Source organism: Chromobacterium haemolyticum DSM 19808 (assembly GCF_000711885.1).
Classification (GTDB): Bacteria; Pseudomonadota; Gammaproteobacteria; order Burkholderiales; family Chromobacteriaceae; genus Chromobacterium; species Chromobacterium haemolyticum.
In genome coordinates this window covers 320229-341338 of the sequence record NZ_JONK01000004.1, presented here as the reverse complement: position 1 = coordinate 341338, position 21110 = coordinate 320229, and the positions used below count along the sequence as shown (strand labels likewise).

Below are 21110 nucleotides of genomic sequence, written 5' to 3'. Positions count from 1 at the left end.
CTCTCCCTCCGGCAACTCAGCATTGATAATCGACGCGCTCACAGCATCGATCGAAGCCATTTCCACCGGCAGGAACTCGTCGCCGAAGTGCTCGAAGCACTTCGCGGACAGCCAGCGAGCATCTGCGGCGCGCTTGTCGTCATAGAGCGCGACCACAATGTCGTGGTAGGAGCCCTCGCCAGCGGGAAACTTGGCGATGAACCATTGATAGCCCTCACGGCAAGCGGACCATTGCTTCAGTAGAACCTTGGTAATTTGCATGTTCTTCTCCTCGCCCTGTGGGCGTAAAAAAGGCCGCTTAGGCGGCCTTGTCGTTGATTGGGTCTTCGCCGGCGAGCTCACGCTCCAGCTGGCGCTGCCAGTAGTCGCCGCGCCGGCGGCGGTGTTCCGGGGTTTCTGGCTTGCTGCGCACCTTGGGGACGAGCTCGCTGGCCCTGGCGCCCTGGGCGATCTGGATGAAGTCGCGCAGCTCGGTGTTGTGGCCGATCATGCGATGAGCCCTTCCACGGAGAAGAGCGCAGCGACGGCGTCGGGCAGATGGGATAACCGCTCAAACCGGCTACCGGCCTCCAGTTCTTGCCACGGTGCCACGTCTCCGTTGAGGTGCAAGCCGGCTACACCCTCGCTCTCGGTCATCAGGCCTTGGATGTCTTCGACCAAGCCGGAAAGCGCCGCCAGTAGCAAGGTGCGCTGATGCAGTTTGCAGTCCACCTCGTCGAGGGTGGACTCCTCCGGCCGGGCGCCAATTGCCTCGCGGATCGCGCGCAGCTCTGCCCAAGCGTGATCACGCTCCTCAGCCATCGCGGCCAAAGCGGCATTCGAATTGGCGAGTTGAGCCTGAAGTTCATCACGCTGTTTGCGTGCAATATTCAGCTCGGCAAACCTCTGACCGAGGTTTGGATTACCCGGCGCGCCACCCTGCGCATAGCGCTCCAGCGTTGCAGTATCCCAGCCGACCAAGGCATTCACACATGCCACGATGCGGCGGGCGTTTCGATGCACAACGGACTCCGCAATCAAATGGCCTCCGTAGTACTCGACGTGTTCTGACCCCGGCATCTCTGGGACAGGATCATTAGCAATGACCGTATAGCCAATACCCAGACGCCACGGCTCTTGGGTGTGCTCCATCACGCAGCCTCCCGTTCATCGTCTGCCCGGCCGTCCATCTGGTCGCGCGCTGCAGCGGTGTTGAAAGTGCGCACCGCAGCGACCAGCGGCTGCATCGGCTCGCCCATCGGGCAGCAGTCAAACACTTTGCGCAGCAGGTCTTGCCCCAGGAACAGGTACAAGGCTTCCAGCGCTTCCGGGCGGCCGCTCTCATACATCTCTTGGAAAAACCGCTCGCCCATCGCACGGCAGCAATCGGGATCGGCGAGCATGAGGTCGGTCTCATGCTCGACGGCCAGGTGGTCCATCTCTTCCGCCGCCATCGCGGCGCCGTGCCGCCCCAGGTCGGCAAGCACTTTGCAAGACAGGTTTTGCAGGCTCATGGTGATCAACTCCAAAAAGGTTGCAGCGCCAGCAGCAGCACGATGGCCGCGCCGATGGCGATGGTTTGAAGGGCGTAGCTCATCGCGCCCTCACGACTTGGTGAACCGGTGTACCGCGGCGGCTGAACCACATGAAGCGCAAACACTCGCCGTTGGCGCGCAACTGCTGCGCCTGGGCGTCGCTGAGCCAGCCGATCATGAAGCGAGGCATGCTGTGACCTCCAAAAAGAAGCCGCCCGGCTGGGGTGAGCGCGGGCGGCCAAGGTACTGCGGGGGGAAATCTGTCCCCGTCTTTCCGGGGTGTCAGCGCTGCGGTAGCTTTCCGTCGAACTTTCCAGCGCATTCCCGACGTGTCAGCCGTTGGTTCAGGGCGCCGCTCCCCTGTTTACTGCTGCCGGTTACGCTGTCCGGCGCCAGGTGACTGCCCGGCCGTCTCTGTTGCCCTTTCGCCGCCCTTGTCATCGGGCCAAGTTCAATAGGGGGCGGTAGCTGGCATCAAACTGCGCCTTTCCGTGGGCTACGACTCACCTCCACCCGTTCGCTTCCGTTGTTGGGTCGCCTGGCCGTGGTCACCAGTCCATCTACTGCACATTGAAGCGGGCCGGGCTTGATACCGGCTTGCATGGATTCCTATGGAATTTGAGTCCACTGGTTCGTTTCGACGAACCTCATCACTGCCCATCCCACTAGATAGATTCCGGGCCGAAGTACCATGCTTGAGACGCCTTCAGCGTGTCCTTCCACGCCGCCGCTTCAATGTGCCGCCTCTCGCGAAGCGGCTCTTGTTCCGACCACCCTGCTCCCGTCCTCTGCGTCTTGGCCACCTTGGGGCCCTCCCGCTCACCGCCTCCGCTTCATCGCGCGGCGCCGCTGGTCGCATCAGTTTGCATGCTGGTCGGCTGCCGCTCGTTTGCAGTTCTCTTGCCAGAGGCCTGCGCCGGCGAGCGGCGTCCGTATTTGTAGGTTGTTTGAGATCAGTGCCCAGTGTGCTGGGCTGGTGAGACTCAATGTAAACCCTAGTTTCCATTCTTGTCAACCTTGGTTTCATTTTTTGTTAACTCAGGTTTGCATTTATGACACACAGCCACCGGGGTAAAATGCCAACGTCACACTGGTCATTGAGATGAGTGCTGTGAAGAAATGAAAAGCTGGAAAGACCGCATCCGCGAAGTGATGCTTACCAAAGGGCTGACCCAGCGGGTTGTGGCAGCCAGCATGGGCCGCTCCCAGAGCACACTCGCATGCTGGCTGAATGGCCGAAACACCCCAAACATCAACGATATGAACTCGTTGGCAGATGCCCTTGGCGTCGATCCCGCATGGCTGACATACGGCATTGAAGCTAGGGAAAACCCGGTGATTTGCAGGGTGTTAGAGGCTCTAAACGGGATGAGAACCGCTGATTTAGAAAAGGTAGCGGACATACTTGAAGCCTTGAAGGCAACCTCCCGCTCAAACGAAATCGACAACATGGGAAATTGAGCAATGCTTTTGAAAACCCTTGTAACCGCTTTACTTGCTACCTCCCTTTTGTCCGCTTGCGGGAGCAATCAGGACGACAACCGCAGTCCCGGCGAAACAACTCCAGCAGCTCAAGCGGAACCGGCGCATCACTACGTGCTTGAAGACAATGGGATGTATGGATATCAGTCTGCCTTGACTGAAGAAGACCAAAAGAAAGGCCGGTCTGCGGGTGATGTGGTGATGATTCTCTACCTGGGCAAGAAGAATGACCTGGAAACAATCGCTTTGGGAAACGACATCATCACTTGCAAAACCCCATGCGAATATGCGAAGTCAGTTTCGATTTTGACAAACAGGCAAGAGTTTGTTCACGCCACCCCAACCAGCCTACTACACGCGATGTTTGAGGATGCAGCTAACGGCGTTTTGAAACCGATGAGTCTCGAAGATAAGCCGCCAGAGAAAACGCAAAGCGTTAACCACGACCAGGCACCGGCCGCCATACAGGAGCCCCTACCACCAGTTCAGGTCGCACAGCCCGAAGCCAAAGAGGCGGCCGCCAAACCCATGATCCCCATACCCAGCCAAGACAGCAGCGCGGGGCAGTGATGCGGAGCAGGCTGGCAAGCTACAGAGCGACAAGACCATCCTGCAGTGGATGAGGTATTTATTTATACGCCAATCAATAGAAAGGGCATGCAATGCAATTCAACGACGTTCTTCGATACATGCAACAGCCCGAAATCAGACAAGACTGCCCGGGCTGCATAAAGCCAGGCCCTTGGATCATTCACGATTTGGGCGTGATCGACCATCTAAAGGGGCGTGCGTACTGTCTGCCAATGGCATCGGTTGGCTATTACGATGGGTCTTCGAATATCTATGTAACAGGGTTCCCATTGGTGATCGTAGAATGCAGCAACTGCGGCTTTATTAAAAATTTCAACTACCACAAAATTCGCCTGTGGCTTGCGGCAAATCCACTCCCAACACAAAACCCCGAGTCGCAATATGTTCAGGATCCTCAATCGCCACCCCAATCTCCGCAAGGGGATTGACCATGATGAACGAGGCATCAAATAAGGAAGTGCAATTTGCTGTCGCCACCGTGACTGAGCTGATAAGAAATGCCCACCTAGCTGTAGCAAATGACGAAGGGAAGTTTATTGGAGATCTGCCACCACTTGTGGAAACGATTAACCCGACAAGCCTTGATAGCCGCAGTGTCGGGCCCCATAATGAACCCATGAGCACCGCACCTACACGTGAAGAGTTCGAGGCCAAACTGGAGACCATCGAGACCAAGATGGACGCCAGGGTGCAGCGCATCGAGGAAAAAGCCACGCGCATCGAAGAGGACATGCGCGACATCAAGTCAGAGATGAAGAACATGAAGTGGTGGATGCTGGGAACTGGGGTATCCGTCATCATTGGCATTGCCGCCTTCAATGCTACGGTTCTCAGCAACATGGTCGCCTCATTCGAGTCCGGGAAGAACACCGCCCAAGCCATCGACAAGGCCCAGACAGACCTTCAGAAACGCGAGGAGCGCTTGGATGCGATCGACAAGAAGCTGGATAAGTTGATCGCGGCGCCACCACAGCCCCAGAAGTAACCAAGACAAGCCCGCCGTGCGCGGGCTTTTTCACGCGCCAACCGATAGCCTACAATCGCCCTTCGAAAGCATTGTATCGCCCTGGTCGTCGAAAATGCCTCAATGAACGGACGAGGCAAACGCATCAGGGAAGAGCGCATAGCGCGCGGATGGTCTCAAGAGGTGCTCAGCAGAAAGGCCGGCGTGACGCGCGGAACCGTGTCCGCTCTTGAGAATGGCATGAGCAAAGGCACAACTCATCTGCTCCCATTATCAAAGGCCCTGAACGTGAGCCCTCAATGGCTTGAAACTGGGAAAGAACCCAAACGGCCTATTCCTGAGCCTGGCGCCGCCTACATTTCGGCGGACAGCCTTGAAGATCTTGCAGATCAACTTCTTGCTCGTGGCCCAGAAGAAGCCGGCCGCCTCCTGACCCTACTGCTGCAGAAACAAGCGGATCGTCGCTGATTCTGGCCGCTCCGGCCTGAATTGTTGCGCATAAGCGTCACTCTTTTTGCTACAAAAGTGTGCGCTAGCACTACCTGGCACTGCTATTGTTAAAACTAAGTAAAAACGCTTAACATGCGCACGTGCCAGAAGAGACGTTCCACACCCGACTACGGGCCGCAATTGAGGCTCGTGGCACAACAGTCACAGCCGTTGCCACACACCTTGGGGTCAGCCGGTTTACTGTAAATCGCTGGTTAAAATCCCAAATGCCTGATGATGAACAGATTTCCAGACTCGCCGCATACTTGAACGTCAGCGTTGACCACCTGCAACGTGGGTCTGAGATTGATCACGACCACATGATGCGTTGCCAGATCCTTTTTGCCCTGTCTACTGACCTTGAGACCAGCCACGTCAACGCGATGATCACCCTCGCCGAGGGTCTTCTTGCTACAAAAATGTAGCAAAAGTGAACAGCAACAAATCTGTACTGATTTCGCGTTTTGCATGCTTCAGTCGCACACTACTCCCACAGCCCAGGACATGGGCGGCAGATAACGATGAACGGAGTGGAAATGACTTGCGGAAGCGCGGCAGCACATTGCATACATGCTCAGAATTGCCATCACTACAGGGCAGTCTCCCTATACAGCAACACAGATCGGGCGTTCGTAAGCCTCAGGATTGACAAGGCAGGAAAGCTAAAACTCATGTATGGAGGTGAGGCAAAGGCACTTCTTAGCAAACTGAACGAGCTGTTCAGGTCAATGGAATAAAAAAAGGCGACCACATGGTCGCCTTTTTAGTTTGGCAATTTCTGGCTGTTTTCGGCAAGCAACCTGATCGCTTGCAACACCTCGTCTGGCCCCTTCTCCTTCACCTGGCGCACCAACTCTTCGAGCGAGTTTGCTACCACGTACCCTCCACTAACAGCTTCTGGCTGCATTTCACCTTTTCCAGATGCAAGCCAATCCGCGCTGACTTGAAGTGCCTTAGCGACTTTGTAGAGGTTTTCACCATCAATCCCAGCTGTCGGGTTGTTCATCCACTTGTAAGCAGCGGGCCGTGACACTCCAACCTGGTTAGCAAGCCAGTTTGGAGTTTTTTTACTCCCGGTCTTCTCGCTTAGGACATCTAACGCCTTGCGAATCCGGGTTCCAAGATTGTTTTCCATGATAACCAAGGTTAGCGGATATTTTGCAAACCCAGGATTGCATTGACTGTAAACCATAGTTATCATCACCAATATGAGAACCGCCATTGTTGTTTCGTACTTTGGACCTGGCCGCGGCACAAAGTCCCGGATCGCCAGATCACTAGGCGTCTCCACTGCTGCAGTTGCCAAGTGGGGCGAGACCGTTCCCGATGGCAGCGCATACCAGTTGGTCAGACGCTTCCCTGAGCTGGACCAGATTGATAAGGAAGACTGGGCAAAGTCGAACTCGCCCGGGCCAGCTGTTGAGTGAAGTATGACAAACGCCCTTTCATTAAAAAATGATCATTTTTTAGGAATACGCACAGATGAACGTGAATGACGCTGTCCACAAGACCGTGCATGTCAACGGTGGGGCCAAGGTCATCGCCGAACGCCTGGGCAGCCCAGAAGGCGTGATCCGGGCGAAAGCCAACCCCAACGACGACAGTCGCTGGTTCTACCTGCCTGAGGCCGTGGAACTGATGAGCTTGACCGGCGATCACCGGATTCTGCAGGCCATGGCCGATGAGTTCGGCTATCTGATCTCCCCCATGCCGGATTCCGTGGACAACGCTGACCGCGCCCTGCTCTCGCTGCTGACCGATGCCACTAAGGGCAACGACTCCGAGAAGGACATTCACAAGGCCCTCGGCCAGCTGCGCAGTTTCATCGGCGCGGATCTGCGCAAGAAGATCAACAAGCTGCAGGGCTACTTGGCAAGGGTGGCTCATGAAATCGAAGACTGACGAGGCCTCGATCCACTTCCGCAGCACGCGCGACGACTGGGAAACACCCCAGGACCTGTTCGACGCCCTGCACGCTGAGTTCGGCTTCACGGTGGACGTGTGCGCATCTGACAAGACAGCGAAGTGCGTTCGGTACTACACGAAGGCCGACAACGGTCTCGCCAAAGACTGGAGCAATGAAGTGGTTTGGATGAATCCACCGTTTGGCCACGTCACCAAGCGCTGGATGGACAAGGCCCGCCTGAGCAGCATGCGGGGCGCCACGGTCGTCTGCTTGGTGCCGGCTCGTGTGTCGGTGCTGTGGTGGCACCGGAACGTGTTTCTGGCCTCTGAGGTGCGCTGTCTGCGCCCTCGCCTGCAGTTCGTGGGCGCGGCCCAGAAAGCGCCATTTGACGCAGTGCTGGTGATCTTCAGGCCCGGGGACACTCAAGCCAAGCTGTCGGGATATGAGCTACCCGGCGCGCGGAAGCTGAAGCCTGCAACGGTGGAAGCAGTAGCCGGCCGGCGCCGGAAGAAATTGGGGAAATAAGCCGCCCGCGGCGTCGCGGGAAAAACAAAACCCCCGGTCAATGCGGTTGCAGCCGCTCGCGGGGGTTATGCAGAGATTGGGGTAATTATGCACAAGCAAATCGAACATATCAACCGCGATACCACGCAGTGGCCGCAATCGTTGCAACACCACAACCGCACTCTATGCGCGATAGAATATGACCTCGTCAAAATGAGAGGAGGTCATCATGTCCGACAATTGGGACTGGGAAGAAACGGAAAACAAAGAGTTGACCATCATTCCACGCGTAAGAGCGATTGCCGTGTATACCAACCCAAGAGGGGAAATCGTCATTCGACAGGAGGGAATGAGCTTGGATATGGACGATCAATATATCGCCATTCCCAAAGAGCAAATTCCCACCTTAATCAGGGCTCTGCAGGAAGAGGCCGCCGTAGAAGGCTGATTAGCAGCCTCCTTGCCAAGTGCGGGGAGGCTGTATGAAGCGCCCATCCTTCCAGTTCTACCCGGCCGACTGGCTGGGCAATTCCAACTTACGCCGCTGCACACACGCCGAAAAAGGCGTGTGGATGGACGTCTTGTGCTTGATGCACGATTCCGAAGAGTACGGCATCCTGCGCTGGTCCCTGAAAGAGATCGCTCAGGCTGTAGGCTGCAAGCCTGCCGAACTAAAGTCTCTGGTTACAAAGGGCGTTCTCAAGGGCAGCGATACCGAGCTCACCGAGCCCCTAACTTATACCCCGGTTTCTGGCCGTCGCAAGGGTCCAATGGTTACGCTGATCGACATCACCAAAGGCCCCCTTTGGTACTCGTCGCGCATGGTCATTGATGAGTACAAACGATGTGCAAGATCAGGCACTGAATGTTCACCCAACCATTCACCTAACCCCCCCTTTGGTGAAGACAATGGTGATGGCATTGATGCATCACCAAACCCTTCACCCTCTCGTGCGCGTCCGCACGAGGGCGGACGTCCATCTACATCTACATCTTCTACTCAAGAACCTAACGGTTCTTTCGTGAGTGACGCGCGCAAGCAAACAACCGGCACCGGCATCCCCGTTCCCGACGACCTCCAGCCCGACCGCATGACCAACGCCAGCGCAACGACAATGAACGTCGACCTGGATCACGAGCTCGCCAAGTTCACTGCCCACCACCAGGCCGCCGGCACAACGCTCGCTGACACCAGGGCATGGCAGGCCAAGTTCCGCAAGTGGGTGCTGGACGCCCACCAGTTCAACGCCGACCGCGACAAGGTGACCAACTCCCGCATGCAGACCAAGCAGTCAAGCATGGCCGCTGACTGCGCAGCGCTGGGCGTTGGATCGCAATACCGCGAAGAAGTCCCGTACCTGGAGGCCGCAAATGCATTCCGTTGATTCCAACGCCATCCGCATGATTTTCCGCACCCTTCGCGGCCGGTTTGGCTCGTCGTTCGTGGACAAGTTCAGGGACGGCGGCGAGAAGGTCATCGACCCGACCAGCGGCAAACTCGTTGACCCTGGCTTGCTCGAGGCCATGGACGTCTGGGCATTCGAGCTGCGCAACCTGACCAAGGCCGATATCCAGCATGGCCTCGGCTGCAGCTTCAAGTACCCGCCGAGCGCCGACGAGTTCCTGACCGCCTGCTGCTCCCGCGACATCCGGCCGCCGGCGCCGGAGTACAACCAGGCCCAGCTGGAGGCGCCGAAGATGACCCGCGAGGAGGCCGAAGTGCAGATCGCCCAGGTCAAACGCGCAGCGCGAAGCATGCGCTTCCCGAGTGACAACGTGCGCAAGCTGGAATGGGCCTACGCGATCGCAGACGAGACCGCGCGAGGCGTCTACAAGGGCGGGATGCATGGCAAGCGTATGGCTGCCGAAGCGATCCAAGACTCGCGCAAGCCGGTGCCGGAAAGCCTTGTTCCGTTCCTGACGAAAACCAACCCCATGGAGGACGCGGCATGACCGTTCGCCAAATCAAGCTGATCCTCCCCTACCCGATCAGCGCGAACCGCTACTGGCGCTCGTTCACACCTCGCGGTCACAAGCGCGCCCTGGTGGTGGTCAGCGAAGAGGCCAAAGCCTACAAGGCGCATGTCGCGCACATTGCACACATGGCCGGCATCACAACGCCAATCAGCGGCCGCGTTCAGGTCGACATCAAGCTGTACGCCAAGCGTCCGCAGGACTGGGCCCGGCGGTCCGCCAAAGATCCGGATGGCTGGTGGGATAGCGTCCAGTGCATCGACCTGGACAACGCTCGCAAGGTGCTGAACGACGCGCTGAAGGGCATCGCATTCGGCGACGACAAGCTGATCAAGCGAGATAGCGGCGAAGTGATGGAGCCGGACGGGCCGGCCCGCGTGGTGGTGACCATCACCCAGTTGGCAAAGCCACAGATACAGGGCGCGCTGTTCGCCGCCTGATAACAACACACTTTGGATCGGGGACAATATGCAATTCAGCACAGTCAGGAGCTTGGTGGGATGGGCGTTTCAGATGTCCGAGGCAATCCCGGTGAAGGTCCAGAAGTTCGCAGAGGCGGCGCCGCGCGAGTTCGGCTCGTTGACGCCGGACGAGTTGAAAATGCTGGCGGTGGACATCCTGGCGAAGGTGGCACGGCTGCCGGCGCGCGAACAGCAGGTGCTGGCTGCATACTTCACGGCTGACATCAGGGCGGTCAACGAGGCCGCCAAGCTATTGCCGGGTGGCTGGCCCACCGCGCTGCGCCGGGAGCTCGCCCGCGGCTGGGCGAATGATCAGGAGATGGCCAGAAGCCAGGACGACATGGGCGAGACCTACATGCTGTCACAGCCCACAATCTGCCGGCGCCAGCAGGAAGCCTTCCGCATACTCAGCGGCGCGTTCTCAACTGCCCTCGCAGTGATCGAGGTCCAAGTGCTGGATTTGGTAAGGCATGCAACGTACCGCAATGCCTCGCGTAGCAAGGCTTTTCACAGAAGTACTTGCGCTGCAGCGTGAATAAAACTACACTGTTTTGCAGCAGCCCGAACTACGTCCAGTTCGGGCTTTTTGCATTCCAGGCCTACGCTTTCGCGTGGGCCTTTTGCGTTTCTGGAGGCCTGCTGTGATGACATGGTATCTGCAAAGCGATGGCATTCGTCAGATGATTGACGATCACATCCATCCTGGCTTCTGGAAAATCGATAGCTGCACCGCCGATACGTGGAAGCAAGCCAAGGCATTGCTGGTAGGGGAATAGCCATGCACATGGAACACACCCGCGCAGTCCTCGACGCCTGTCACCTTCGCGAGGGGCAGCATGTGCTCATGGCATCAGGCCGCGCAGCACGCGTTGCAGTCATCGGGCCCAAGACGATCCGCTTCGACTATCTGGAGCGCAATCAGCCGGACGACTACATCGTCATCCCACGCCACAAGATACCTGAGCTCGTTCGGGTGTGACCACAGGAGAGTCCTATGTTTCAGTCCCTGATAGAAATCGCCACCGCCGCTGCTAAAGTTGTGGCAGCCCCAGTTTCTGTTGCCGTCACTGCAGCTGATGCATTGGCCAAGCCCGTCGCGGCTGTCGCCAAAGAGGGCGCCAAAGTGGTCGAGTCCCTGGCTGACGATATCAAGTCGGCAATGAAATAACCACCTTCTGGGCCAGACCGAGCCCACCGAAGGCCCTACTGAGTAAAAGTATTAATTCTGAGAGGGGCGTCGATGTCTGCGCCGTTTATCTCCGTCAGCACCAACGTCCAGCAACTGCGCCGCAAACTGTCCATGACCGCCCGCGACCAACTGCCGTTCGCCACGGCTCAGGCGCTTACAGCAGTCGCCAAGATTGTCCAAGCCGGCGAGACGGAGCAACTGCGCAACAAGCTGAAAAATCCATCGCCGTTCACGCGCAACAGCGTGGGCATGCGCGGCGCACGCAAGAGCAACCAGGAGGCGATGGTCTTCATTAAGGACCAGGCAGCACGGTATCTCGCACCCTACGAGACTGGCGGACAGCACGTTCTCAACGGGCGAGCGCTGTTGAACCCGAAGGACATCAAGAAGAACGCCTACGGCCAACTGTCGCGTGGCACGCTGGCAAGGCTCAAGGCGCGGCCGGATATCTTCATCGGCAAGGTGAAAACCAAGCGCGGTATCGTCAATGGCGTATGGCAACGGCCTGTTGATCCGCGGCGCGTGACGCTGCTGACCGGCAAGCGTAAGAAGCTGCGCGGATTGAACGAAGTGATGGACGACAAGCGCGGCCATCTCAAGCTGCTGATCAGGTTCGGCGACGCGCTGCCGGTGGAGACCCATCTGGGTTACCACGAGCTGGCCGCGGCGCTGGTCAACCGTCACTTCAATCGCGAGATGGGGCGCGCCTTGGCCAAGGCCCTGGCGTCAGCGAGGTGATTAGATGGCACAAATAGAGCTAACCGGAAAATATGCAGTAGGCGAACATCGCTTTGCCATGATTGATGATGATCAGCATGCCTTCCTGTCGCAATGGCGCTGGAAGGCTAAACCAAATGGCAGTGGTAGCGGTGTATATGCGGTGCGAAATTTATTGAGAGATGGCCGGTGGGTGACTTTAAGGATGCATCGAGAGGTATTGGGCCTATGCGGGTCCGATACGAGAGATGTTGATCACATCAATCACAATCCACTTGATAACCGCCGGATCAATCTTCGCGCAGTCTCTCGTAGTGAAAACATTCTCAATACAAGACGATTGACAGTATCGGCCCCCTGCAAACATTGCGGAGTGGAAGTGGAACGGGAGGTGGCAGCGTTTCATGCAAGCACGCCATTGTGTTGTCGTTCGTGCAAGGCATCCCTGCGTGAGGAGGCCAGAAAGAGGCGCTGAAATCCTCCCGGGTCCTTCCGTGGGGCAGGAGTTCCACGGGCATTGCGCGCCGCGATTCCTCCCCAGCTATAGGTCCTGAAAGGTGTTCGCACCCATGTCTGAACTGATCTCGCTCAGAGAATTTGCGCGCCGCGAAAATTGCTCCGACACACTGGTGCGCCGCGCCGTAAAACAAGGCCGGCTGGTGCTTTCGGACGGTGGGAAGCTTGATTCAAGACTGGTCGGCACTGCATGGCGAGAGGCCAATGCAAAGGGTGCGAACACTGCGAACACAAGTGCGAACAGTTCGCAGGGTGTTCGCAGTTCGCAGTTCGCACCGGATGACGACGCGAATCTATCGATTGAGGACACTGCGCGCAGCATGATTGCCAGTGGCGCGGCGCCGGATCGCGACTATGCCGAGGCATTGCGCATCAAGGAAAACTATCTCGCACTGCTCCGCCAGCTGGAATACGAACAGAAGTCCGGACTGTTGATTGAACTGGGTCTGGCCAAAGGGGTGCTTTTTGAATGCGCCAGGGCGGCGCGCGACGCCTGGCTTAACTGGCCGGCCCGCGTAGGGCCTCTTGTTGCCGCCGACCTCGGACTGGAGGCCGACCGGGTAACAGAGGTATTGACCGAGCATGTCCACAAGCACATTCAACAGCTCGGCGAACCCGAGGGAGACTTCAGCGCAGAAAGCTGACGCACTGCGTGCGTCCTTTCAGCATGGCTGGACCCCTCCTCCTCGTATCAGCGTTCCTGAGTGGGCGGACAGATACCGCAAGCTGGCAAAAGAAGCCGGCAGCACATCTGGTAACTGGGAAACCGCGACTGTAGAGGTCGCCCGCGGCCCCATGCTTGCAGTCACAGAACCAGGCGTCCACGTCATCACAACAATGTGCTGCACGCAGTTGATGAAAACGGCGCTGATCGAGAACGTATTTGGCTACTTCGCCCACCTCGATCCTTGCCCCATCTTGCTGTTGCAACCCAAAGAGGAATCGGCGGAGCAGTTTTCCAAAGAGCGCATAAGCCCGCTGATTCGTGTGACACCGGCGCTACGGGAGCTGATTGGTAGCGGTAAAACCCGAAACGCTGACGAAACCCTGCTTTACAAGTCGTTCCCAGGTGGGTTCTTGGCCCTGGCCGGCGCCGGTAGTCCTGACAACTTGGCGCGGCGTCCCATCCGTGTCCTGCTGGCCGACGAGGTGGACAAATACCCGGTTACTCGCGAGGGCGACCCTATCGCGCTGGCGGAAGAGAGGACGGCGACATTCGGCGTCAACTGGCTCTCCGTGCGTGCGTGCTCTCCCACCCTGGAAGATGAGAGCCGGATTGCCGACAGTTATGCGGAATCGGATCAACGAAAAGCCTCGGTCGAATGCCCGCACTGCGGCGGCCGCGTTTTCTTGGACTTCTTCAAACACGTCAACTGGGACAAGCCTGACGGAAAGCACGCTCCGAAAACCGCGCGCATTTATTGCGACTGCTGTGGCGCCGGCTGGTCAGAGGGCGAGCGTCTGCGCGCCCTTCAAACGGTGCGCTGGCACCAAACTCGACCATTTGAATGCTGCGGTCACCGGCACTCTCCGCTGGATCTGTATGAGCAGGCAAAACAGAAGGAAGGCCCGGTTGAGTCGGTCTGGGATTGGTGGGTAAGCGAGCGCCACGCCGTGTACCGCGCCAAGTGCCCTGAATGCGGCAGTTGGGGTGTAGACAACGCTCATGCGGGCTACCAGGCCAGCAAGCTGTTCAGCCCTTGGCAGAAAGATAAGCCATCTGACATTGCCGCGAAGTACTTGGCCGCAAAAGGCGACCCTGACAGAGAGCAAGCCTGGTGGAATACCCAGATGGGTTTACCGCATCGGCCCCACTCCGGCAAAGAGGTAAGACTGGAAGCGCTGGTATCGCGCGGCGAAGTCTGGCCCGCGGAAGTGCCGGAGGGTGTCGCGGTCATCACGATTGGCGTAGACGTCCAAGACTATCGCTTGGAGATGGAGGTTGTGGGCTGGGGGCGCAACGAAGAATCCTGGTCCATCGACTACCACGTAATCGATGGTGAAATGAGTGAGCCCGAAACCCAGAAGCAACTGGATGAGTATCTGAAACGGATATGGCATCGCAATGATGGCCGTGGGTTTGGCGCGATGGCTGCTTGTATCGACTCAGGCGGCCATCACACCCAAGCGGTATACGAGTTTGCAAAAGCTCGTCTCGGGCGCAAGGTCTGGGCTATCAAGGGTGAATCCGCGCGTAGTGGGCAAAGAAACCCTGTATGGCCAACCAAACGCCCACGCTCACGAACCAAGGCATCATTCCGCCCCATTATCTTGGGGGTGAACGCCGCAAAGGACACCATCAGGAATCGGCTTCAACTTGAGGCGCCGGGCCCGGGCTATATGCATTTCCCTGCTGATCGAGACATCAACTATTTCGCCCAGTTAACAGCTGAGCGAATTGTTGTGAAAGAAGTCGGCGGCGCTCGTTACCGGGTTTGGGAGCAGCCATCCAACAAGGCCAACGAGGCGAGCGATTGCCGCGTCTACGCGTATGGCGCTTTATGTGGCTTGCTGCACTTCGGCTTAAAGCTCAATCAGCTTTCAACATCAACCGCTTCAAGGGCAGAGCAGCCAGTCCTTCCTAATTCTGTTCCTGAGGAGGCAAAACCATTGACCTCTAAACCTAGATCACTCGTCCGCCGCATGGCATAGGAGCCAAAGTGTTTACGCCGCAAACCAATAATTTCACCGGCATTTCCCCGGCCCAACTGCAGCAGTGGCTGACTGAGGCACAAGTTGCGCTTCACCGCCTTAGCACTGGTTCCATGGGTGAGTCGTATTCATACACACAGGGCGATGGAACCAAATCCGTAACCTACACCCGCGCCAACTTGGCTCAGTTGCAGCAGCACATCAACTCGTTGATGTATGCACTGGGAATGAGGAGGCGCAGGCCCATCCGACCGGTATTCTAATGGACAACAAACTCTCTCTACTGGGATCGGATGGCCGCCCGCTTCCTCCGGCGCGCTCCTCTGTTAGCGAGTCAACCATCCGGACGGAGGGGCTGCCACTGGCAGGGACATCGGCATTCCCATACGACGCGTCAAGTTGGACGACGCAAGAGATGGGCGATTGGCTTCCGTGGATTCGCTCGCCGGATGCGGAAATCAACCAATTCCGCGATCGGATGGTTGCGCGCAGCCGTGACCTGGTGCGCAACGACGGACTGGCCCAGGGTGCGGTCACCCGCATCCTGGACAACACCGTCGGTGTCTCAATGCGCCTGTCGGCCATGCCGGATTACCGTGCCCTGGCTACGCTGACCGGGATCAAGGCATTCGATGCGGAATGGGCCAATGAGTTTCAGCGGTCCACTGAAGCGCTGTGGCGTGGATTTGCCGATGATATTGGTCGCTACAACGACCTATCACGCCAATTGACTGTGTCACAACAATTACGGCTGGGATTGCGCCACAAACTGGTGGATGGAGATAGCCTGATCGTCAACTACTGGAAGCCGGATCGTGTGTACCCAGGCGGTGCGCGCTACGCCACTTGTTATCTGGTAGTGGACCCGGACCGCCTGTCCAATCCTTACCAGATGGTGGATACCAAATACCTGCGAAACGGAGTTGAGATAGACGACGATGGCGTGCCTATCGCCTATCACCTCCGGAAAGCACACCAGAACGACTGGTACAACGCAATCGAGTCCAACGAGTGGGAGCGTATCGAGCGCGAAGACCAAGATGGTTGGATGCGCGTGATTCACGATTTCGAACGGGATCGAGCCGGTCAGAACCGTGGCATTGGCATTTTTACGTCGGTGCTTAGCCGTTTCAAGATGCTGGCGCGCTACTACGGCGTTGAATTGCAAGCGGCCACTATCGCGTCATCGTTCGGTACTTACATCACAAGCCCATTCGATGCCGCACAAGTCGAGGAGGCGATCAACGGCACTGATGAGCTTTCGGCGTATCAGGACCTACGCGCTGACTTCCATGAGGCGCGGCCGGTCATGCTCAATGGCGCGCGCATCCCCACGTTGGCACCGGGTGAATCCATTGAAACTGTAGCGTCCGCACACCCTCACAGTGGGTTCGGTGAGTTTGTCCGAGCCATGCAGCTGACGTTTGCCGCCGCCTCCGGTGTTTCAGCGGAACAGATCACGCAGGACTGGTCACGCACCAACTACTCATCCGCACGCGCGGCACTACTGGAAAGCTGGAAAACACTGGAGCGCCGGCGTGCCGAGTTCAAGATCGGCACCGCGTCGCCCATGTACGCCACCTGGCTACACGAGGCGATGGACAACGGCGACCTCCCCCTGCCGCGCAACGCGCCTGATTTTCTGGAGTTCCGGACACAGTATGCGCGGTGTGACTGGCTCAGCGTGGGCCGCGGTTGGGTGGATCCGGTCAAGGAGCCGCAGGGCTCTGTCCTGAAAATGGATGCAGCTCTCTCTTCCTTGAAGAAGGAATGCTCTGAACAAGGACTCGACTATGAGGAAGTCATCGACCAGCGCGCCCTAGAGGCCAAGAAGTTCAAGGACGCAGGTCTCCCGGCGCCGAAGTGGTATGGCGCGGACGCCACCGAGGCCTCAACCCCAGAAGAAAGAGCGACCCCGCAATGATCAACTACCCTCACCTGGCCCAGCGGCTATTCAACGTGCCGCTGGCCATTACCCCGCAAAAAGCCGAGGTAGTCATGGCAGCGTTGGCCGACCGATTTGGCCTGGCTCGCCTTTTTCATGCAGATGGTCGCGTGGTTGCGTTGGACAGTTGGGATGGAGACGCAGGCGCACCGGCCGAGAACAAACCATACCAAGTGGTTGCCGGCGTCGCGGTCATCCCGGTCAGCGGCACGCTGGTGCAGAAATTGGGCACCATGTCTCCGTATTCCGGCATGACGGGCTACGACGGCATTCGAGCCAACCTCAGCCTGGCGCTGGAGGATGACTCGGTGCATGGCATCGTGTTTGATATCGACTCGCCTGGCGGCGAAGTGGCGGGTTGCTTTGACCTTGCCGATGCCATCTACGCCGCACGTGGCGAGAAGCCCATCTGGTCGATTCTGACTGAAAACGCCTATAGCGCTGCTTACGCGCTGGCCAGTGCTACCGACCGAATCATCGTTCCGCGCACGGGTGGTACTGGAAGCGTTGGCGTGATTTGCATGCACGTCGATATGTCGAAGGCGCTCGGATCCGCCGGTGTCAACGTCACCATCATTCACTACGGCAACAAGAAGGCAAACGGCAGCGATGTAAGGCCGCTCTCCTCCGAGGCCCTGGCCGACATCCAGTCGGATGTGGATGAGATGGGTGAGTTGTTTGTCGATACCGTCGCCCGTAATCGGGGACTTTCCGCCCGCGCTGTTCGAAGCACCCAGGCCGGCACCTTTATGGGTTCTGCTGGCGTCAAAGTCGGCTTTGCTGACGCCGTCATGGCGCCGGACGCCGCATTCCGCGCCTTGCTGGCCAAGCTGGGCTAAACATCTGGAGGTATTTATGTCTTTTCTTTCCCGCCTGTCGGGCAGCCTTTCCTTTGCCCATCTCGCCGGTGTGTCCGGCACTCGTGGACGTCGCGCAGAGGAGGAGGACCGCGACGATGATGAGCGCAACCGCAGCCGCCGCGCCGAAGACGACGATCTGGACGACGATGAGCGCAAGAACAGCCGGCGCGTTGAAGAAGGTCAGGACGATGACGACGACGACCGCAAGCGCAGTCGCCGCGCGGAGGACGATGACCTGGACGACGACGACCGCGACAGTGGTAAAGGTAAGCGCGGCAAGAAAGCCAAGCGCGCAGAAGAGCCGGACGCTGACGAGGATGAAGATCGCGACAGCGACCCGGATGCAGAGGATGACGAGGACGAGATGCGCGGCAAGAGCGCTGTCGCCCGAGCGCGTCGCCGCGAGCGCGCCCGCTGCGCCGCCATCTTCGGCAGCAAGAATGCTGCTCGCAACCCGGTTCTGGCCGCCAACCTAGCGTTCAACAGCTCGATGACCCGCCGCGAAGCACTGGCAGTGCTGCGCGATACGCCGGCGGGCATTCCAGCCGGCAATGCAGGACGCGCCGCGCGCAACCCGCAGCTTGGCGCTTCCGATGGCGCCCCGCCCAGTCGCAAGGCCGTGCAAGACAACGCATGGGATCGCGCCTTTGCCAAGGCCCGTCGATAACTCCACCATTCGAAAGGACATAGACACATGGGAAACCCTACTGTCGCCCCACTGCAAGAGTGGTGGCATAACGGCGGATTCATGGTTTCGGAAGCGCCCGGTCATCAATCGCGCGACCAGATTCTGCTGACCGGAGGCCAGATGGTTTTGGCCGGCACGGTACTGGGCCAGATATCAACCAGCAATTCGTCCCCGGCCGCAACTGCTGCAGCTGGTGCTGCCAACGTCGGCAATGGCACGCTCACCATCGGCACTCAACCTCAGACCGGCTTCACCCCGGCTGGCGTATTCACCGTCACCCTGACGGCGCCGACGGTGTTCAGCGTCACCGGCCCGAATAATTTCAACAATGTTGACCAGCCGGTCGGAACCGCTTTCGACGCAGATGGGATGGTGTTTACCGTGACCGCGGGCAGCAAAGCGTTTGCCGCAGGGGATTCGTTCAGCATCACCGTCACGTCGCCAGGAACCGCCGGCCAGTGGCGCCCGTTGAACCCGACAGCGTCGGATGGCTCCCAAGTGGCAGCAGGCGTACTGTTTGCCTCCAAGGATGTGACCGCCGGGCCCAAACCTGCCCTGGGCGTTGTTCGTCTGGCGGAAGTGAACGGTTCCGAGCTGATTTGGCCGGCGGGTATCACGCCGATCCAGCAGGCCGCCGCGGTTTCTCAACTGGCTCAAGCTCACATTCTCGTGCGCTGATACCGAAACCACTTATTTGGAAAGCCGCCCAGTGGGCGGTTTTTTTAATTCCCGAAAGGCTGATCCATGTCCGGCAATATCCTCGACATCTTTCACCAGGATGCGTTCTCGGCCATCACGCTGACTGATGCTGTCCAACGCAACCCCTACCAACCGAGCGGCCTGGGCGAACTCGACATTTTCGATCCCAATCCGATCCGCACCAAAGCGCTGGCCGTTGAAGAGCGCCAAGGCAAGCTGGTGCTGATCCCGTTTAGCGAGCGCGGTGCCGAAGGCACCCAGCGCACCACCGAGAAGCGCAAAATGCGCTACTTCGATGTGCCGCGCCTGATGCACGATGACACCATCTATGCCGAGGAGCTGCAAGGCATCCGTGAATTCGGCCAGGAATCGGTGCTGATGCAAGTGGAGACCGAGGTAGCCCGTCGGCTCTCCGGCCCCACCGGCCTGCTGGCATCGGTGGAATACACCAAGGAATATCTGCGACTGGCCGCTGTACAAGGCCTGTGCCTGAACCCTGGCGATGGCAGCGTTCTGTACAACTGGTTCGACGAGTTCGGCATCAATCAGGCGCCGGAGGTGGCGTTCAATCTCGCAGCCGCCACTGCCAATACCCTCCGCCCGATCTGCAACGGCATTACCCGTGCCATGGCGCGCGCGGCCCAAGGCTCGTTCACCTCCAGCACCCGTGTTCACGCCCTCTGCGGCGATGGTTTTTATGACCTGTTCTCCAACCACCCGGACGTAATCCGCACCTTCTTGAACTGGAGCGACGCTGCTGAGTTGCGAAACAACGGCCAAGGCGGTGCATTCGATTCGTTCGAATTTGGCGGCATCCGCTGGTGGAACTACCGCGGATCGGACGACAACGCCACGATCAAAATCCCCGACGACAAGGTCAAATTCTTCCCGGTAGGTGCTCCCGGCATCTTCCGCGAAGCCAATGCGCCCGGCGAAACGGTGGACTGGGTGAACACTCCGGGCAAACCGGTGTACGTGCTGCCGATCTTCGACCAGCAACGCCGCATGTGGTGGAAAATGGAGACCTACTCCTACCCTCTGTTCATCTGCACCCGCCCTGAGGTGCTGATGTCCGGCCGCGCCGAGGGCTGATCGTGATCGACTGGGACGCCATGGTCCTCTCCCCTCTGCAAGGTGTTTTTGGCGAGCCGGTGACGTACACCACCGTCACCGGACAGTCTCTCGGCATCACTGGGGTGTTCGATGAGGCCTACCGCGCGGTCGACGGCTTGGGCAGCTCGATCTACACCTCCACCGCCCAGCCGGTTCTTGGCATCCGCGCGGCCGAGCTGCCGTTTCCGCCGCAACAGGGCGACCAGATCACCATTCTGCGGACCAATGTCACCTACTCGGTGGCTGATGTTCATCCCGATGGGCACGGCGCCATCAAGCTGATGCTGAACTTTGTGTCCGGAGGCTGACATGCTTTACCGCACTCAATTGCGCAATGCGGTGGTAGCGGCTTTGCAGGCGGCGAACACCCTGGCGGGGCAGAAGGTTTATGCCCCGCGCGACCTGCCGGTTACCCCGCCAGGCATGCCTCTGATCCTGGTGCAGACCCCTCTGGAGCGAAAACAGGGCCGTGGCCCTGTTGGCGCGCCGCAGTTCCTGACCACCGCAACGGTGGCGGTCAACGCCAGGGTGGCGGCAGGCAATGCTGGTCAGGTGGAGAGTTTGCTGGACACGCTGTGTGATCAGATTGAAAACGCAGTACTGACTGACTCCGCCGTATTGCGCATGGTTCAGCAAGTGCTGGCGGTGGAAACCGAGATCGAGGTCAGCGCCCAGCAGCGAGATCATCTGGGCGAAGCCTGGATGCGTTTCGACTTCGAGTATCCCGAGCTTTTTGCCTTGCCCGTCACTCAGCCGCTCACCGATATCAATGGCACGGCCATCGCCACCACCGGAAATGGAGTGACTCCGCCGGTCGAATTCGATTTTCACATTCCTCAGGAGTGA

35 protein-coding genes are annotated in these 21110 nt (G+C 58.5%); 29 read left to right on the top strand and 6 right to left on the bottom strand.

Features of this window, described 5'->3' with window-relative positions:
- The 5 genes from BR71_RS03765 to BR71_RS24950 form a co-directional block, all read right to left on the bottom strand.
- A partial coding sequence (locus tag BR71_RS03765) for a YdhT family protein (RefSeq protein WP_043632740.1) occupies nt 1-261 on the bottom strand: 261 nt, incomplete at its 3' end.
- Nucleotides 262-298: 37 nt separating this feature from the next.
- Nucleotides 299-490 (bottom strand): hypothetical protein, encoded by a 192-nt coding sequence (locus BR71_RS03760; protein ID WP_043632737.1) that lies wholly within the window; start codon nt 488-490, stop codon nt 299-301.
- Nucleotides 487-1131 carry a hypothetical protein gene (locus BR71_RS03755; RefSeq protein ID WP_043632733.1) on the bottom strand — a complete coding sequence of 215 codons (645 nt, stop codon included), beginning with the start codon at nt 1129-1131 and terminating at the stop codon, nt 487-489. Before BR71_RS03755 ends, BR71_RS03760 begins: the two co-directional genes overlap by 4 nt.
- Entirely contained in the window at nt 1131-1493 is a 363-nt protein-coding gene (locus BR71_RS03750; protein ID WP_043632731.1) for a hypothetical protein, read from the bottom strand. The genes BR71_RS03755 and BR71_RS03750 overlap by 1 nt, the downstream gene beginning before the upstream one ends.
- Before the next feature lie 79 nt (nt 1494-1572).
- The gene (locus BR71_RS24950) at nt 1573-1704 is read right to left on the bottom strand and encodes a hypothetical protein (protein ID WP_279625725.1); all 132 of its coding nucleotides are present in this window, start codon (nt 1702-1704) and stop codon (nt 1573-1575) included.
- Nucleotides 1705-2633: 929 nt separating this feature from the next.
- On the opposite strand from BR71_RS24950, the gene BR71_RS03745 reads away from it, so the two are divergent.
- The 6 genes from BR71_RS03745 (at nt 2634) to BR71_RS23285 (ending at nt 5465) form a co-directional block, all read left to right on the top strand.
- Nucleotides 2634-2975 carry a helix-turn-helix domain-containing protein gene (locus BR71_RS03745; protein ID WP_043632729.1) on the top strand — a complete coding sequence of 114 codons (342 nt, stop codon included), beginning with the start codon at nt 2634-2636 and terminating at the stop codon, nt 2973-2975.
- Nucleotides 2976-2978: 3 nt separating this feature from the next.
- Nucleotides 2979-3566 carry a hypothetical protein gene (locus BR71_RS03740; RefSeq protein ID WP_043632725.1) on the top strand — a complete coding sequence of 196 codons (588 nt, stop codon included), beginning with the start codon at nt 2979-2981 and terminating at the stop codon, nt 3564-3566.
- 92 nt (nt 3567-3658) lie between these two features.
- On the top strand, nt 3659-4015 hold the full coding sequence (locus BR71_RS23995; RefSeq protein WP_156038784.1) for a hypothetical protein: 357 nt from the start codon (nt 3659-3661) through the stop codon (nt 4013-4015).
- A 2-nt stretch (nt 4016-4017) separates the two neighbouring features.
- Entirely contained in the window at nt 4018-4572 is a 555-nt protein-coding gene (locus tag BR71_RS03735; protein WP_043632722.1) for a hypothetical protein, read from the top strand.
- Nucleotides 4573-4674: 102 nt separating this feature from the next.
- Nucleotides 4675-5019 carry a helix-turn-helix domain-containing protein gene (locus tag BR71_RS23290; RefSeq protein ID WP_043632719.1) on the top strand — a complete coding sequence of 115 codons (345 nt, stop codon included), beginning with the start codon at nt 4675-4677 and terminating at the stop codon, nt 5017-5019.
- Between the two features lie 122 nt (nt 5020-5141).
- The gene (locus BR71_RS23285; RefSeq protein WP_081862531.1) at nt 5142-5465 is read left to right on the top strand and encodes a helix-turn-helix domain-containing protein; all 324 of its coding nucleotides are present in this window, start codon (nt 5142-5144) and stop codon (nt 5463-5465) included.
- Between the two features lie 338 nt (nt 5466-5803).
- Here the strand turns inward: BR71_RS23285 and BR71_RS03720 are convergent, their stop codons facing one another.
- Nucleotides 5804-6262, bottom strand: a complete 459-nt coding sequence (locus tag BR71_RS03720; protein WP_043632713.1) for a helix-turn-helix domain-containing protein — start codon at nt 6260-6262, stop codon at nt 5804-5806.
- Here BR71_RS03720 and BR71_RS25095 point away from each other — a divergent pair.
- The 23 genes from BR71_RS25095 (at nt 6249) to BR71_RS22715 (ending at nt 21110) form a co-directional block, all read left to right on the top strand.
- A complete protein-coding gene (locus BR71_RS25095) occupies nt 6249-6467 on the top strand; it encodes a Cro/CI family transcriptional regulator (RefSeq protein ID WP_081862535.1) in 219 nt (72 codons plus the stop codon). The genes BR71_RS03720 and BR71_RS25095 overlap by 14 nt on opposite strands.
- A 55-nt stretch (nt 6468-6522) precedes the next feature.
- Complete coding sequence (locus tag BR71_RS22725) at nt 6523-6942, top strand: phage regulatory CII family protein (protein ID WP_052370305.1); 420 nt, start codon at nt 6523-6525, stop codon at nt 6940-6942.
- Nucleotides 6926-7471 (top strand): DNA N-6-adenine-methyltransferase, encoded by a 546-nt coding sequence (locus tag BR71_RS03710; protein WP_081862530.1) that lies wholly within the window; start codon nt 6926-6928, stop codon nt 7469-7471. The genes BR71_RS22725 and BR71_RS03710 overlap by 17 nt, the downstream gene beginning before the upstream one ends.
- A 208-nt stretch (nt 7472-7679) precedes the next feature.
- Nucleotides 7680-7898, top strand: a complete 219-nt coding sequence (locus tag BR71_RS03705; protein ID WP_043632710.1) for a hypothetical protein — start codon at nt 7680-7682, stop codon at nt 7896-7898.
- Between the two features lie 34 nt (nt 7899-7932).
- Nucleotides 7933-8835 (top strand): hypothetical protein, encoded by a 903-nt coding sequence (locus tag BR71_RS23990; protein ID WP_156038782.1) that lies wholly within the window; start codon nt 7933-7935, stop codon nt 8833-8835.
- Entirely contained in the window at nt 8822-9403 is a 582-nt protein-coding gene (locus tag BR71_RS03695) for a hypothetical protein (RefSeq protein ID WP_043632705.1), read from the top strand. Before BR71_RS23990 ends, BR71_RS03695 begins: the two co-directional genes overlap by 14 nt.
- Nucleotides 9400-9864, top strand: a complete 465-nt coding sequence (locus BR71_RS03690) for a RusA family crossover junction endodeoxyribonuclease (RefSeq protein WP_043632702.1) — start codon at nt 9400-9402, stop codon at nt 9862-9864. The genes BR71_RS03695 and BR71_RS03690 overlap by 4 nt, the downstream gene beginning before the upstream one ends.
- A gap of 28 nt (nt 9865-9892) precedes the next feature.
- Nucleotides 9893-10420, top strand: a complete 528-nt coding sequence (locus BR71_RS03685) for a hypothetical protein (protein WP_043632699.1) — start codon at nt 9893-9895, stop codon at nt 10418-10420.
- 106 nt (nt 10421-10526) lie between these two features.
- A complete protein-coding gene (locus tag BR71_RS24945; protein ID WP_279625724.1) occupies nt 10527-10661 on the top strand; it encodes a hypothetical protein in 135 nt (44 codons plus the stop codon).
- A 2-nt stretch (nt 10662-10663) separates the two neighbouring features.
- Nucleotides 10664-10864: a hypothetical protein gene (locus tag BR71_RS03680; protein ID WP_043632695.1), complete on the top strand. Its 201-nt coding sequence runs from the start codon at nt 10664-10666 to the stop codon at nt 10862-10864.
- A 15-nt stretch (nt 10865-10879) separates the two neighbouring features.
- A complete protein-coding gene (locus BR71_RS23985; RefSeq protein ID WP_156038778.1) occupies nt 10880-11053 on the top strand; it encodes a hypothetical protein in 174 nt (57 codons plus the stop codon).
- 132 nt (nt 11054-11185) lie between these two features.
- Nucleotides 11186-11812, top strand: coding sequence for a hypothetical protein (locus tag BR71_RS03675; RefSeq protein WP_208854832.1), 627 nt, complete (start codon nt 11186-11188; stop codon nt 11810-11812).
- A 4-nt stretch (nt 11813-11816) separates the two neighbouring features.
- A complete protein-coding gene (locus BR71_RS23275) occupies nt 11817-12266 on the top strand; it encodes an HNH endonuclease (RefSeq protein WP_081862529.1) in 450 nt (149 codons plus the stop codon).
- Nucleotides 12267-12360: 94 nt separating this feature from the next.
- A complete protein-coding gene (locus BR71_RS03665) occupies nt 12361-12951 on the top strand; it encodes a hypothetical protein (protein ID WP_043632689.1) in 591 nt (196 codons plus the stop codon).
- On the top strand, nt 12890-14959 hold the full coding sequence (locus tag BR71_RS03660; protein WP_043632686.1) for a phage terminase large subunit family protein: 2070 nt from the start codon (nt 12890-12892) through the stop codon (nt 14957-14959). Before BR71_RS03665 ends, BR71_RS03660 begins: the two co-directional genes overlap by 62 nt.
- A gap of 8 nt (nt 14960-14967) precedes the next feature.
- On the top strand, nt 14968-15222 hold the full coding sequence (gpW, locus tag BR71_RS25090) for a gpW family head-tail joining protein (protein ID WP_208854831.1): 255 nt from the start codon (nt 14968-14970) through the stop codon (nt 15220-15222).
- 152 nt (nt 15223-15374) lie between these two features.
- Nucleotides 15375-16883 (top strand): phage portal protein, encoded by a 1509-nt coding sequence (locus tag BR71_RS03650; protein WP_208854830.1) that lies wholly within the window; start codon nt 15375-15377, stop codon nt 16881-16883.
- Nucleotides 16880-17743 (top strand): S49 family peptidase, encoded by an 864-nt coding sequence (locus BR71_RS03645; protein WP_043632677.1) that lies wholly within the window; start codon nt 16880-16882, stop codon nt 17741-17743. Before BR71_RS03650 ends, BR71_RS03645 begins: the two co-directional genes overlap by 4 nt.
- A gap of 16 nt (nt 17744-17759) precedes the next feature.
- A complete protein-coding gene (locus tag BR71_RS03640; protein ID WP_052370304.1) occupies nt 17760-18431 on the top strand; it encodes a hypothetical protein in 672 nt (223 codons plus the stop codon).
- A gap of 27 nt (nt 18432-18458) precedes the next feature.
- Nucleotides 18459-19130 (top strand): head decoration protein, encoded by a 672-nt coding sequence (locus BR71_RS22720; protein ID WP_081862528.1) that lies wholly within the window; start codon nt 18459-18461, stop codon nt 19128-19130.
- Nucleotides 19131-19196: 66 nt separating this feature from the next.
- Entirely contained in the window at nt 19197-20243 is a 1047-nt protein-coding gene (locus BR71_RS03630) for a major capsid protein (protein WP_043632674.1), read from the top strand.
- 2 nt (nt 20244-20245) lie between these two features.
- Complete coding sequence (locus BR71_RS03625) at nt 20246-20572, top strand: head-tail joining protein (protein ID WP_052370302.1); 327 nt, start codon at nt 20246-20248, stop codon at nt 20570-20572.
- A 1-nt stretch (nt 20573) separates the two neighbouring features.
- Nucleotides 20574-21110, top strand: a complete 537-nt coding sequence (locus BR71_RS22715) for a hypothetical protein (protein WP_052370301.1) — start codon at nt 20574-20576, stop codon at nt 21108-21110.